The sequence below is a fragment of the Streptomyces sp. JLSY215 genome, from assembly GCF_059682825.1.
Genome location: NZ_CM185022.1, coordinates 4,970,766 through 4,985,153, shown reverse-complemented (window position 1 = coordinate 4,985,153; position 14,388 = coordinate 4,970,766). Strand labels below are relative to the sequence as shown.

At 66.9% G+C, this 14,388-nt stretch carries 8 protein-coding genes and 2 rRNA genes; 6 read left to right on the top strand and 4 right to left on the bottom strand.

Translation table 11 applies throughout. The features are described 5' to 3' along the window. Positions 1-23 precede the first annotated feature (23 nt). On the bottom strand, positions 24-776 hold the full coding sequence (locus AC5677_RS22375) for a phosphatase PAP2 family protein (protein ID WP_497196715.1): 753 nt from the start codon (positions 774-776) through the stop codon (positions 24-26). 245 nt (positions 777-1,021) lie between these two features. Continuing rightward, positions 1,022-2,026 carry a C40 family peptidase gene (locus tag AC5677_RS22370; protein WP_497189696.1) on the bottom strand — a complete coding sequence of 335 codons (1,005 nt, stop codon included), beginning with the start codon at positions 2,024-2,026 and terminating at the stop codon, positions 1,022-1,024. A gap of 657 nt (positions 2,027-2,683) precedes the next feature. On the opposite strand from AC5677_RS22370, the gene AC5677_RS22365 reads away from it, so the two are divergent. From AC5677_RS22365 to AC5677_RS22340, 6 genes are all read left to right on the top strand, one after another. Further along, positions 2,684-2,992, top strand: a complete 309-nt coding sequence (locus AC5677_RS22365) for a DUF8827 family protein (RefSeq protein ID WP_400064477.1) — start codon at positions 2,684-2,686, stop codon at positions 2,990-2,992. A gap of 476 nt (positions 2,993-3,468) precedes the next feature. Then, positions 3,469-4,314 carry a DUF8175 domain-containg protein gene (locus AC5677_RS22360; protein WP_497189695.1) on the top strand — a complete coding sequence of 282 codons (846 nt, stop codon included), beginning with the start codon at positions 3,469-3,471 and terminating at the stop codon, positions 4,312-4,314. Beyond that, complete coding sequence (locus AC5677_RS22355) at positions 4,304-5,623, top strand: hypothetical protein (protein ID WP_497189694.1); 1,320 nt, start codon at positions 4,304-4,306, stop codon at positions 5,621-5,623. The genes AC5677_RS22360 and AC5677_RS22355 overlap by 11 nt, the downstream gene beginning before the upstream one ends. Next, entirely contained in the window at positions 5,620-7,182 is a 1,563-nt protein-coding gene (locus tag AC5677_RS22350) for an SCO6880 family protein (RefSeq protein WP_497189693.1), read from the top strand. The genes AC5677_RS22355 and AC5677_RS22350 overlap by 4 nt, the downstream gene beginning before the upstream one ends. A gap of 28 nt (positions 7,183-7,210) precedes the next feature. Continuing rightward, complete coding sequence (locus AC5677_RS22345) at positions 7,211-8,680, top strand: ATP-binding protein (protein ID WP_497196714.1); 1,470 nt, start codon at positions 7,211-7,213, stop codon at positions 8,678-8,680. After that, positions 8,677-10,365 carry a type IV secretory system conjugative DNA transfer family protein gene (locus AC5677_RS22340; protein ID WP_497189692.1) on the top strand — a complete coding sequence of 563 codons (1,689 nt, stop codon included), beginning with the start codon at positions 8,677-8,679 and terminating at the stop codon, positions 10,363-10,365. Before AC5677_RS22345 ends, AC5677_RS22340 begins: the two co-directional genes overlap by 4 nt. A 599-nt stretch (positions 10,366-10,964) precedes the next feature. Here AC5677_RS22340 and rrf read toward each other — a convergent pair. After that, positions 10,965-11,081 (bottom strand): 5S ribosomal RNA (rrf, locus tag AC5677_RS22335). A 74-nt stretch (positions 11,082-11,155) separates the two neighbouring features. Beyond that, positions 11,156-14,277, bottom strand: a 23S ribosomal RNA gene (locus AC5677_RS22330). Positions 14,278-14,388 lie beyond the last annotated feature (111 nt).

Here is a 14,388-nt window from a genome sequence, read left to right as displayed (position 1 = left end):
TTCGTCCCTCCGGGACCGGCGCGTCAGGCCGCCAGATCCCTGTCGCGGTCACGGCGCCGCGTCGGCATCGCCGAGCCGGCCGCCACGACCCGCTCACCCTCGGCGTCGAGCTCCGCACGGCCACCGCCACCGGCAGCGGCCTGCGCCCGGCCACCCGGCGCCCGCACGAACCACGCGATCCACCCGGCCCGCGACCGCCCGATCGCCGTCATCAGCGGCACCAGCAGCGCCTGCGCAACCGGCGCGAGCAACAGCGCCACGGCCGTCCCCAGCGCGAACCCGCCCACCACATCGGTCGGGTAGTGCACCCCCATGTACACGCGGCAGAACCCCTCCGCCAGCGCCAGCGCGATCCCGATCAGCCCGTACTTCCGGCTGGCGACGAACAGCCCGACCCCGACCGCCATCGTCAAGGTCGCATGATCACTCACGAACGAGTAATCGCTCTTGCCCGGAATCAGCACTTCCAGCCCGGCGTGGTCCTTGAACGGCCGCGGCCGCTCCACGAACGCCCGGATCGGAATATTGGCCAGCAGCGCGAGCCCGGCCGCCAGGGGCGCCCAGACGAACCCGGCGATGGCGGCGGGCGCATCGGGCTTGCGCCGCGCGCCCCACCACGCGATCAGACACAGCACTCCGAGCCCGGCGATGATGCCGTACTCGCCGATGTACTCCATGGCCTTGTTGACCCAGTGGGGGGCATCCTTGGCAAGGCCGTTGATGCCGTCGAGCACGTCGACATCGGGGTTCGGCCCCTCCAGTGCGAGTCCAGCCATCTGCCGCGACCCCTTACCTTTCGCGCGCGCGAGCGCCTGTGTGTACTGCCGGCCCCCGTGATCGTCGAGCGTCTGCCGCGTTCCGTGCTTCTGGCTCGGATACGTCCACACGTCCCCACGCAAGGGAAACGCGAGGCCCCCCTCCGGCGTTCCACTCGCTACCGGATGATCACCAGGACGTTATCGAAGCTTGACTCATCACCGCAGTTCAGGGCCCGAATCCGGGCCCGCTCCGCCCTCCATGGTCACGCAGCGCCCGGCCGCGGCAGCGCTTTCGCGCCATCCGACGTGACCCGGGTCGCCCCGATGTAGTCCGGCGTATCGATCTTGTCGAACCGGATCACGGCCCCGGTGTACGGCGCATTGATCATGTAGCCGCCGCCCACGTACATCCCCACGTGGTGGATCGACCGCGGGTCCTTCAGGTCGTACGCGAAGAACACCAGGTCCCCCGGCAGCAGCTCGTCCCGCCCCGGATGCGGTCCGGCGTTCCACTGGTCATTGGCCACCCGCGGCAGCTCGATGCCCACCGAGTGGTACGCGGCCTGTGTCAGCCCGGAACAGTCGAACCGCCCGCCCTGCGCCGCCGTGCCCGTACCGCCCCACAGATACTTCGTCCCCAGCCTCTCCTGGGCGAAGTAGATGGCGGCCGCGGCCTGCCTGGACGACGCCACCGGCCCCGTGGGCGCCTCGAAGCTCTTGGCCAGCGTCGTGATCGTCTTCACGTAGTTCTGCGTCTCGCGGTACGGCGGCACCCCGTCGTACTGGATCACCCGGTACGCGCCCGCGTTGTACGCGGCAAGCATGTTGCGCGTGGCGTCTCCTGACGCCCCCTTCACATACTTCGCCAACTCGCAGTCATAGGAGGCCGCCGACGGAATCGCATCCTCCGGATCCCAGACATCCCGCTTCCCGTCGCCGTTCCCGTCCACCCCGTGCGTCTGCCACGTCCCCGGAATGAACTGCGCCATCCCCTGTGCGGCGGCCGGACTCTGGGCCTTGGGGTTCCACCCGCTCTCCTGGTACAGCTGCGCCGCCAGGAGCGCCGGGCTGATCGCCGGACAGAGCGTCCCCCACTTCTGCACCAGCGACTGATACGCGGCCGGCACCGCCCCCTTGGCCAGCCCGACCGCCCGCCCCCCGGCCCCCGCCAGCCCGGCCGCCGCCGAATACGTCCCCACCACCAGCAACCCCAGCAGGCAGAGCACCAGCCCCGCCCCGATCCCACCGGCAACCCAGAATTTCCGCACCCCACAACCCTCCCCCATCCGCGCCACGTTCACCGGATTTTCCCGTACCTACGCGCGATTTACGGCCGCACGGCGGGGCGCGGGGGCGCTCGGAGCGGGGGCACCGACGGGAGCGTCCGGCCCTCCGGCGGGGCGACGAGACGTCCGGAACCGGGGCGCACCGGGCCGCCCGCCACGGAGCCGCCAAGAGCTCCCCGCCCGCACGCCCACCCCGCGGCCCCCGCCCCCGTACGAGCCGCCACGCCCGCCCTCAGTCCGCACAGCGGCCGCCCGCGGGCCGAATCCCCCCCACGGCCCCGCCCACCCCGCGTACGGCCGAAAGGCCGCCGACTTCGACCACTTCGCGGGACTCCAGGACCGAACCGGACTCCGCGACCGCCCACCCCTGACCGACCGGGCGACCGGCCGACCGCCGCCCCCCGGTGATCATTGCTCAGGGTTATCGACCGTGATACACACAGTGAGACTAATGGGCTCAGTGGACGGTGTGAGTGCCCACGCACACACCTCCCCCACCGGATCCATCAAAGAAAGCCGCCAAGTCGACTTCTGATGGCGCCTTTGTCAGCGAAGATAGAGGCTGACTGTGCCATCCGGGCGCAGTCACACAACTACCCATAAGGGGCGGTGAGTTCACACATGGCACACATGTCAAACATGTTTCTTGCGGCCGAAAAGGGCGACATCACCACCATCATCGGCGGAATCGCCCCGGACTGGGGCCCGTTCGGGAGCCTGGGCAACGAAGCCCGCGTGATGGTCGAAGTGGTCATGGCGATCGCGATCCTGCTGTGCCTCGGTATCGCGATCTGGGGTGCGGCCAAGCAGCGCATCGGCGCCACCGCGCTGCGCGACACCTTCAGCGCCGAACAGGGCAAGGGCCTGATCGTGGCCGGCCTGACCGGCGTCTTCATCATCGGATCACTGGGGACGCTCTTCACCATCGTCTACGGCATGGCGGTCTAGGGCCACCAGCCCGCCCCCTCCATAGCCGCCGCCCCGCCGCACACGGTGCACGTACCCGTCCCGGTGCCGTCCCCGTGCGCCCCCGCCCGCCCCCTCTCCGCCGCCCCGTGCCCCCACTCGCTCCCACTGGCCCCACCTTCCCTGCCGAGGCCTCATGCTGACGCCCACTCACCCCGGCTCGACCCCCGCCCCGCCACGCCTGCGCCACCCGTGCCACCAGCGGGCCGATTGGGCGGGCCGTTGCGGGGGGACAGGTGGTTCCGGAGAGAAGAAGGCCGCGACCGGCGCGAAGCAGGCGATGGGCGCAAATGCCCCAGAGTCCCCCATTCGCCTCTGCCGCCCAGCATCTGAGGAACCGTCACCGTGAGATGTACTCGTACCACTTCGCCCGAGCCGCCGCCCACGCGGCTACGGTCATATGAGGGCGGCACCACAACAGCACGGACGGCGACGGCGGCAGAGGGGGCACAGGCGCGATGAGTCTCAGTGATGACGGCGGCTACGGCAGCGACCGCGGCCCCGAGACGGGCCAGACCCGCACACGACTCCCCGACAGCGGAGGCGACGGCTACGGCTCGGGACGACGGTCCCGGGCCGGCGTCTCCAGCCGCAACCTCGTCACGGGCGTCGGCGTGGTCGTCCTGCTGATCGCGGCCATCGCCTTCGCCAACCGCAGCGGCGACACCAACGGCGGCGCACCCTCCGCCGACTCCCCCAAGGGCACCGACACCCAGCCCACCGCCCCCACCGGCACCAAGCCCGTCACCGGCAAAAACGGCAACATCGCCACGGGCTTCGCCAAGACGGAGCAGGGGGCGCAGTCGGCGGCGGCTAATTATGCGGTGGCGCTCACCAGCGACGGGATGTACCAAACCGCGAGGCGCCAGCAGATCACCAAAACCGTTTACGCACCGACGATAGCGGCCGCGCGCAAGAGCGACCTCGACAAGGTGTACTCCGACCCCAAGTTCCTCGGCCGGATCGGCCTCAAGCCGGATGGCAGTGCCCCCAATGGCTTGACGTTCGTCTCTCGCGCCAACCCGGTAGGCACAAAGATCGAGTCCTACAAGGGCGACACCGCCAAGGTCTCGGTCTGGTACTCCGCTCTCTTCGGTCTCGCAGGTACGGAGTCGAAGAACCCCGTCTCGGAGAGCTGGTACACGAACACCTTCGACCTCAAGTGGATCGACGGCGACTGGAAGGTCACCGACTTCACGCAGAAGGACGGGCCGGCACCGGTCGGTAGGGACCAAGCCGCCGCATCGGCAAAAGACATGACCAAGGCCGTGCAAGGGTTCGGAGGGTTCACCTATGCCCGCTAACAGTCGCCGCCGCGCCTTGTCACTCACCGCTTTGGTGACGGGGATCCAGACGGCCGCCATCCTCCTGGCCTCGCGCGCATTCGCGGCCCCCCAGCCCAAGCCGAGCAGTGACCCCTGCGACCTCATCCGCGGCCCCGCCAAGGACTACTGCCAATCCGGCGACAAAGCCGGCTCCGGCACCCCCAAGCTCCCCTCCACCAACCCCCTCGACAACAACCCCCTCGACCCCCTCACCTCCCTCGCCAAGGGCTGCGCCAAAGCCGCCGCCTGGATCGTCACCAAACTCTCCGACGCCGTAAAGGCAACCTCCCAGGTCGACTTCACCAACGCCGCCTTCCTGCGCCAGTACGCGGTCGTCTTCGCCGCCTCCACCGTCCTGACCCTCGTCCTGTGGCTGCTCGCCGTCGCCAAGCGCGCCGTCCGCGGCGTACGGCTGACGGAAGCGATCAGCGAGGCGGTCGGCTTCCTCTGGCTGACGGTGCTCGCCTCCGCCTTCACCCCGCTCATCCTCTACACGATCGTCTCGGCAACCGACGGCGTCACCGAGATCATCGCCAAGGGCACGGGCGCCCAGACCGACACCTTCTTCGGCGCCTTCTCGGCGGCGCTCACCAAGGGCACGGACATCGGCGGCGGCCCGATCATGCTGATCGTCGTGTCGCTGGTCTCCGTGCTCGCCGCCGGCATCCTCTGGCTGGAGCTGGTGGTCCGGGCGGCCCTGCTCTACGTCGGCGCGCTGCTCGGCACCGTCGTCTACGCCGGGCTGGTCGACAAGAACATGTGGACGCATGTGCGCCGCTGGGCCGGCATCATGATCGCGGTGATCATGGTGAAACCGGTCATCGTGATCGTGCTCGGCATCGCTGGCGCGCTCTCCTCCGGCGACGGCCCGAACGCCTTCTCCGCCGTCGTCTCCGGCCTCGCGATCATCCTGCTCGCCATCTTCGCCAGCGCCATGATCTACCGCTTCGTCCCGGGCTTCGGCGACGAGATCGCCAATTCCCGCAACAACCGGCTCATGCAGGGCGCCGAGAACAAAGCTGCCGCCGTCATCAGCTCCCCCGCCGCCCTCGTCTCCCAGGGCATCAAAACGCACAGCACCCGCAAATCCGGCGACGGCGGCGGCCAAGGCGGGCAGGGCGCGCAAGGCGGCCAGTCCCGGCAGGCCGACGCCGTGGCCGGCGGCGTCGCCGCGCACAGCTCGCGCTCCGGCGGCGGCCGGGCCACGCCCCCCGCTCCCCGTACGAACAACCCCGGTCCGAGCACCAACGCCCGCACTGGCAAGACAGCAGGAGGTGAGGGGCGTTGAGCGCACAGTCCCACCCGATCGCACCCCGGCGCACCTATCTCATCGGCCGCGCCCGGCCCAACGCGATCGTCGGCAAGAACCGCGAAACCGGCGAGATCGCGCTGATCATCGCCGGGGCCTTCCTCGGCATGATGTGCGGCCTCCTGGTGCCCGTACTCCCGCTGCGGATCGCCACCCTCACGGGCTTCCCGATGCTCGGCCTCGCCACCGTCTACGTCCCGTACAAGGGCCGCACGTTCTACAAGTGGTTCGAGATCAACCGCAGCTACCGCCGTACGGTCCGCAACAACGCCGTCTACCGCTCCGGCGCCGCCGAGGCCGGCACCCGCTTCGACGGCCGGGAGATCGAGATCGGCCCGCCGCCCGGCATCGGCCGCATCAACTGGCTGTCCGCCCCCTTCGGCCCGGACGAGATCGCCGTACTGCTGCACGCGGACCGAAAGACCGTAACGGCCGCCATCGAGATCGAGGGACCGGGCGTCGGCCTGCGCGACAGCGAGGACCAGGAGGCCCTGGTCGACCGCTTCGGGACGCTCCTCAAGCACGTCGCCAACGGGGACGGCTTCGTCACCCGCCTGCAGATCCTGGCCCGTACGCTGCCCGCCGACCCGGACGCGCACGCCAAGGACGTCGCCCAGCGCGGCGACCAGAACTCCCCCCACTGGCTCCAGGATTCCTACGACCAGCTCCAGTCGATGGTCTCCACCTCCTCCGAACAACACCGCGCCTACCTCGTCGCCTGCATGCACTACACCCGCGAACTGGCCGCCGAGGCCCACACCATGGCGCGCGCCGCCCGCACCACGCGCGGCGGCCTCTTCGGCAAGAAGCTGGACCGCGACGCCGGCCTCGCCGTCGTCATGGCCCGCGAGCTCACCGACATCTGCGCCCGCCTCGCGGAGGCCGACATCCGCGTACGCCAGCCCCTCGGCCAGGGCCGCCTCGCCTCCCTCGTGCACTCCATGTACGACCCGGACCACCCCATCGACCACATCCAGGCCATGAGCAAGCGCAACGCCTGGCCCGCCGAGCTGGACGCCACCGAGCCGACATACCTCCAGGCCAAGACCCGCGAGTCGACGACCCGCGCGCCCTGGTGCCACTCCACCGCCTGGGTCAAGGAATGGCCGCTGACCCCGGTGGGCGTCAACTTCCTCGCCCCCCTCCTCGTCCACACCCCGGACGTGATCCGTACGGTCGCCGTCTGCATGGACCTCGAACCCACCGAGATCGCCATCGAACGGATGCTGACGGAGAAGACGAACGACGATGCCGAGGCCAGCCGCGCCGCCAAGATGAACCGCGTCGTCGACCCCCGCGACGTCGCCCACCACGGCCGCGTCGACCAGCGCGGCGAGGACCTGGCGTCCGGCGCCGCCGGCGTCAACCTCGTCGGCTACATCACGGTCTCCTCCCGCTCCCCCGAAGCCCTCGCCCGCGACAAGCGCACCATCCGCGCCTCCGCCGGCAAGTCCTACCTCAAGCTGGAGTGGTGCGACCGCGAGCACCACCGGGCGTTCGTCAACACCCTGCCGTTCGCGACCGGGATCCGCCGCTAAGCCGCTGGGAGGCGCGTACGTCATGGCCATGCTCGACCCGCTCGGTGCCCTCACCGACGCATTCACCAGCTTCCTGTTCGGGAAGGTGGAGACGACGCGGCTGCCCGTACGCACCTCCACCGGCCAGGCCCAGGCCGTCTATCTGCCCACCGCGGCCCCCGGCCTCGGCGACTCCGGCGTGATCATCGGCCGCGAGGTCTACAGCGGCAAGGGCTACATCTACGACCCCTTCCAGCTGTACGGACAGCAGCTCCCGGCCCCCCACTGGCTGGTCCTCGGCGAATCCGGCAACGGCAAATCCGCGCTGGAGAAGACGTACGTCCTGCGCCAGCTCCGCTTCCGCGACCGGCAGGTCGTCGTCCTGGACGCCCAGGGCGAGGACGGCGTCGGCGAATGGAACCTCATCGCCCAGGAGCTGGGTATAACCCCCATCCGCCTGGACCCCACCGCCGCCCTCAACGGCGGCATCCGCCTCAACCCCCTCGACCCCTCCATCACCACCACCGGCCAGCTGGCCCTGCTCCGTACGATCATCGAGGTCGCGATGGGGCACGGCCTGGACGAACGCTCCGGCTTCGCCCTCAAGGTGGCCCACGCGGCCGTACTCAACGACTTCACCGCCACGGACGCCGGCGACGGCAACCAGGACGACAGGCCCCGCACCCGCCGCCAGCCCGTCCTGACCGACATCGTCGAGCAACTGCGCCACCCGCAGGCGGAATCCGCCGAGGCCATGAACGTCGATATAGACGACGTACGAGCCTGGGGCCTGGACGTGGCGCTGGTCCTGGACCGCCTCGTCGACGGCGACCTGCGCGGCATGTTCGACGGCCCGACAAGTGCGGGCATCGACCTGGACTCGCCCCTGATCGTCTTCGACCTCTCCCATATCGACCGCAACTCCATCGCCATGCCCATCCTCATGGCGATCGTCGGCGTATGGCTGGAACACACCTGGATCCGTCCCGACCGGAAGAAACGCATCTTCCTGGTCGAGGAGGCCTGGCACATCATCAACTCCCCCTTCGTCGCCCAGCTCTTCCAGCGCCTGCTGAAGTTCGGCCGACGGCTCGGCCTGTCCTTCGTGGCCGTCGTCCACCACCTCAGCGATGTGGTCGACGGCGCGGCCGCCAAGGAGGCCGCGGCGATCCTCAAAATGGCCTCGACCCGCACCATCTACGCCCAGAAGGCCGACGAGGCACGCTCCACCGGCCAGGTCCTGGGCCTGCCACGCTGGGCCGTCGAGATCATCCCGACCCTCACCCCCGGCATCGCGGTCTGGGACGTCAACGGCAACGTCCAGGTCGTCAAACACCTCGTCACCGAAGCCGAGCGCCCGCTCGTCTACACCGACCGGGCGATGACCGAGGCCTCCGCGATGCCGACGGACGAGGCGCGCGCCCTCGAAGCGGCGGCGGACGCCGAGGCCGAGGCACGCGCCGAAGCCATGGCGATGGAACGACAGTGGAGAGACGAGTCGAGCGAGACGGTGGCGTGACACGCGGATACGAGCCGGAGCGAGGCCACGGCAGATACAGCAGCCGGGACGACCATGACGTCAGGAGCGCTCGCGGCCGCGAGCGCGGCATCCCCGACGCCCTGCTCATAGGGCTGCTCGTCTTCCTTCTCGGCCTGACCCTGCTGGTCTGGACGGCAACCGGCCTGGCCGGCCTGCTGGCCCACGGCTCCTGGCCCCGCGGCGTCAGCTATCCCGGCACCCCCATGGCCCTGCGCCATCTCGTCGCCGCCCCGCACGACCTCGCCGCCGCCTGGCCCCACACCCCCAAGGGCCAACTCTCCGGCTACGGGCTGTTCTGGGGCATCCTCATCGGCGAGCTGATGGTGCTGCTGGTCCTGACGATCTTCACGCTCGGCACGGTCACCCGCTATCGCGCGGTACGCGCCGCACGCCGCCAAGCCACCCGCACACCGGCCCACGACACGGCGGCGGCCGAGCCCCGCCCCCAGGCGGCACCAACCGCCCCCAGCGCCCACGACACGGCACCTTCCCCCGCACCTGAACCACCCCCCGCTTCCCTCCAGAAGCCCCCCGCCGTGGCCGGCCTCACCACCCCACCCGCCCACGACCTTCACCCCGCCCAACGCCCGACACCCGCACAAAAATCCCCCATCGACGCCAAACCGCTCGAATCACCCGAACAGGTGAAGGCGACCGCCCCGGCCACGCCACCCGAACTCGGCGCCCCCACCACCGCAGCAGCACCGGCGACAACGGCCCTGTCCTCACCACCCCTCCCCCACCTCCACTTCAGCTCCGACCGCACCGCCACCCGCGCCGCCGCGGCCGCCGCCATCACCTCCGCCGAGGGCCCCCTGGTCGTCGCCACCACCGACCCCGCCCTCTGGGCCGAGACCAAGGACGCCCGCGCCAAGCTCGGCCCCCTGCTGACCTACGACCCCACCCACCGCCTCGACACCCCGGCCCGGCTCCGCTGGTCGCCCACCTCCGGCTGCGAGGACATCGCCACCGCCACCACCCGCGCCGCCGCCCTCCTGGCCCCCGTACGCCCCACGAGCACCCTGGACTCGGCCGTCGCGGACGCCGCCCAGACCCTGCTGCGCTGCTGGCTGCACGCCGCCGCCGTGGACGGCCGCCCGTTCCGCCAGCTGCACCGCTGGGCCCACGCCACCGGCGCCGCGCAGGAACCCGTACGCATCCTGCGCACCAGCCCCAAAGCTTCGGCCGGCCAGGCCGGCGAGCTGGAGTCGGTCCTCACCGCTCACGCCGAACGCCGCGAAATGGCGAAGGAGTTGCTCGGCCGCGCACTGGCCGCCCTCTCCTCCATCCACATCCGGGACGCCTGCAATCCTCCCCGAGCGGATTCACTCATTCTCGAATCATTCATCCACGAGGGGGGAACGCTCTACGTGGTAGGCGAACCCATCGAGGACCCGCGTACCGACCCGGGTGCGATGCCCTTGCTCACCGCACTCCTCTCGCACGTGGTCGAGCACGGCCGCCGCATGGCCGAACGGTCATCTGACGGTCGGCTCGACCCACCACTCACCCTGGTCCTGGACGACATCGGAGCGCTCGCCCCGCTCCCGTCCCTCCCCGAACTCCTCGAGACCGGCCCCACCCGCGGCCTCCTCGCCCTGGCCACCCTGCGCTCCCCCGAACAGGCCCAGGCCCGCTGGCCACTCCGCCCCCTGCAGGCCTGACCGAAACAGCCACCACCCCTGCCCGGACGCCCCACTGTCATCATCAGTCTCAACCGGGCAAAGAAATACCGGTGGCAGCGGCCGCATTAACGATGCATCTCATGATGATCGGGTCCCTGGGCACGGCCCTGTTCTTCATCCAAGGCGAGCTCCTCCTCTCCTTATGGGGCTGGCCGAGCCTGAGCATCGGCTGGCTCACCGCATTCCCCCTCACGATCCTCGCCGGCCTGGCCTCCTCCTGCTGGCCTCCCTCGGCCGCGCGACCCGCACGATCCAGCCACTCCCCGCACCCGCCCCGGCCTCCTCCGCTGGGCCCTCGGCGTCTACGGCCTCGGCACGGCCGGCGCCGCCGCCCTGATAGCCGCCTCCTGGCAAGAGATCCCGTCCAACCTTCCCGGCGGCGTACTCCTGCTCACCGGCCTCCCGTACGCCTGCGCCGCCGCGCTCTTCCTCCCCGGCAAGCCCATCCGCCTGGCCGCGCTGGCCACCGCGACCACCCTCCTGACTCTCACCTGGTACGCCACCCATTAATCGACCACAACGCAAAAAAGCCTCATTCTCCGAGTTTTCACTCGGAGAATGAGGCTTTTTCAAAATTTGTTCGGCGGCGTCCTACTCTCCCACAGGGTCCCCCCTGCAGTACCATCGGCGCTGAAAGGCTTAGCTTCCGGGTTCGGAATGTAACCGGGCGTTTCCCTAACGCAATGACCACCGAAACACTATGAAGTTAACACCGGAGCATGACTCAACGGTCGTTACTTCAGAACCTACACAGTGGACGCGAGCAACTGAGGACAAGCCCTCGGCCTATTAGTACCAGTCAACTCCACACCTTACGGCGCTTCCATATCTGGCCTATCAACCCAGTCGTCTACTGGGAGCCTTAACCCCTCAAGGGGGTGGGAGCCCTCATCTCGAAGCAGGCTTCCCGCTTAGATGCTTTCAGCGGTTATCCTTTCCGAACGTAGCCAACCAGCCATGCCCTTGGCAGGACAACTGGCACACCAGAGGTTCGTCCGTCCCGGTCCTCTCGTACTAGGGACAGCCCTTCTCAAGACTCCTACGCGCACAGCGGATAGGGACCGAACTGTCTCACGACGTTCTAAACCCAGCTCGCGTACCGCTTTAATGGGCGAACAGCCCAACCCTTGGGACCGACTCCAGCCCCAGGATGCGACGAGCCGACATCGAGGTGCCAAACCATCCCGTCGATATGGACTCTTGGGGAAGATCAGCCTGTTATCCCCGGGGTACCTTTTATCCGTTGAGCGACGGCGCTTCCACAAGCCACCGCCGGATCACTAGTCCCTACTTTCGTACCTGCTCGACCCGTCAGTCTCACAGTCAAGCTCCCTTGTGCACTTACACTCAACACCTGATTGCCAACCAGGCTGAGGGAACCTTTGGGCGCCTCCGTTACTCTTTAGGAGGCAACCGCCCCAGTTAAACTACCCACCAGACACTGTCCCTGATCCGGATCACGGACCCAGGTTAGACATCCAGCACGACCAGAGTGGTATTTCAACAATGACTCCACAACCACTGGCGTGGCTGCTTCAAAGTCTCCCACCTATCCTACACAAGCCGAACCGAACACCAATATCAAGCTATAGTAAAGGTCCCGGGGTCTTTCCGTCCTGCTGCGCGAAACGAGCATCTTTACTCGTAATGCAATTTCACCGGGCCTATGGTTGAGACAGTCGAGAAGTCGTTACGCCATTCGTGCAGGTCGGAACTTACCCGACAAGGAATTTCGCTACCTTAGGATGGTTATAGTTACCACCGCCGTTTACTGGCGCTTAAGTTCTCAGCTTCGCCACACCGAAATGTGACTAACCGGTCCCCTTAACGTTCCAGCACCGGGCAGGCGTCAGTCCGTATACATCGCCTTACGGCTTCGCACGGACCTGTGTTTTTAGTAAACAGTCGCTTCTCGCTGGTCTCTGCGGCCACCACCAGCTCACCGAGTAAATCGGATCACCAGCAATGGCCCCCCTTCTCCCGAAGTTACGGGGGCATTTTGCCGAGTTCCTTAACCATAGTTCACCCGAACGCCTCGGTATTCTCTACCTGACCACCTGAGTCGGTTTAGGGTACGGGCCGCCATGAAACTCGCTAGAGGCTTTTCTCGACAGCATAGGATCATCCACTTCACCACAATCGGCTCGGCATCAGGTCTCAGCCTTAACGTGTGACGGATTTGCCTACCACACGGCCTACACCCTTACCCCGGGACAACCACCGCCCGGGCTGGACTACCTTCCTGCGTCACCCCATCGCTTACCTACTACCACCTTGGGTCAGCGGCTCCACCACGTCCCTTCGTCCGAAGACTCCAGGCCGGCTTCACGGCCTTAGCATTAATGGATTCGATATTGGGCGTTTCAAAGCGGGTACCGGAATATCAACCGGTTGTCCATCGACTACGCCTGTCGGCCTCGCCTTAGGTCCCGACTTACCCTGGGCAGATCAGCTTGACCCAGGAACCCTTAGTCAATCGGCGCACACGTTTCCCACGTGTGTATCGCTACTCATGCCTGCATTCTCACTCGTGAACCGTCCACAACTCGTTTCCACGGCTGCTTCACCCGGCACACGACGCTCCCCTACCCATCACAGCAGACGTTGGTCCTAATGCTGCAATGACACGACTTCGGCGGTGTGCTTGAGCCCCGCTACATTGTCGGCGCGGAATCACTTGACCAGTGAGCTATTACGCACTCTTTCAAGGGTGGCTGCTTCTAAGCCAACCTCCTGGTTGTCTCTGCGACTCCACATCCTTTCCCACTTAGCACACGCTTAGGGGCCTTAGTCGATGCTCTGGGCTGTTTCCCTCTCGACCATGGAGCTTATCCCCCACAGTCTCACTGCCGCGCTCTCACTTACCGGCATTCGGAGTTTGGCTAAGGTCAGTAACCCGGTAGGGCCCATCGCCTATCCAGTGCTCTACCTCCGGCAAGAAACACACGACGCTGCACCTAAATGCATTTCGGGGAGAACCAGCTATCACGGAGTTTGATTGGCCTTTCACCCCTAACCACAGGTCATCCCCCAGGTTTTCAACCCTGGTGGGTTCGGTCCTCCACGAAGTCTTACCTCCGCTTCAACCTGCCCATGGCTAGATCACTCCGCTTCGGGTCTTGGGCACGCTACTCAACGCCCTATTCGGACTCGCTTTCGCTACGGCTTCCCCACACGGGTTAACCTCGCAACATACCGCAAACTCGCAGGCTCATTCTTCAAAAGGCACGCAGTCACGACGTTGAATCCGAAGACTCAACGCGACGCTCCCACGGCTTGTAGGCACACGGTTTCAGGTACTATTTCACTCCGCTCCCGCGGTACTTTTCACCATTCCCTCACGGTACTATCCGCTATCGGTCACCAGGGAATATTTAGGCTTAACGGGTGGTCCCGCCAGATTCACACGGGATTTCTCGGGCCCCGTGCTACTTGGGTGTCTCTCAAACGAGCCGTCAATGTTTCAGCTACGGGGGTCTTACCCTCTACGCCGGACCTTTCGCATGTCCTTCGCCTACATCAACGGTTTCTGACTCGTCTCACAGCCGGCAGACTATGAAAGAGAGATCCCACAACCCCAACCACGCAACCCCTGCCGGGTATCACACGTGACTGGTTTGGCCTCATCCGGTTTCGCTCGCCACTACTCCCGGAATCACGGTTGTTTTCTCTTCCTGCGGGTACTGAGATGTTTCACTTCCCCGCGTTCCCTCCACACTGCCTATGTGTTCAGCAGCGGGTGACAGCCCATGACGACTGCCGGGTTTCCCCATTCGGACACCCCCGGATCAAAGCTCGGTTGACAGCTCCCCGGGGCCTATCGCGGCCTCCCACGTCCTTCATCGGTTCCTGGTGCCAAGGCATCCACCGTGCGCCCTTAAAAACTTGGCCACAGATGCTCGCGTCCACTGTGCAGTTCTCAAGCAACGACCAGCCACCCGTCACAACCCACCAAAGTGAGCCTTTACCGGGGCCGGCATCGCGAAGGTCCAGACTCACAGT

Coding starts and splice junctions, on each gene's coding strand:
- AC5677_RS22375 (WP_497196715.1), bottom strand. CDS start 776: ATGGCTGGACTCGCACTGGAGGGGCCGAACCCCGATGTCGACGTGCTC.
- AC5677_RS22365 (WP_400064477.1), top strand. CDS start 2,684: ATGTTTCTTGCGGCCGAAAAGGGCGACATCACCACCATCATCGGCGGA.
- AC5677_RS22360 (WP_497189695.1), top strand. CDS start 3,469: ATGAGTCTCAGTGATGACGGCGGCTACGGCAGCGACCGCGGCCCCGAG.
- AC5677_RS22355 (WP_497189694.1), top strand. CDS start 4,304: ATGCCCGCTAACAGTCGCCGCCGCGCCTTGTCACTCACCGCTTTGGTG.
- AC5677_RS22345 (WP_497196714.1), top strand. CDS start 7,211: ATGCTCGACCCGCTCGGTGCCCTCACCGACGCATTCACCAGCTTCCTG.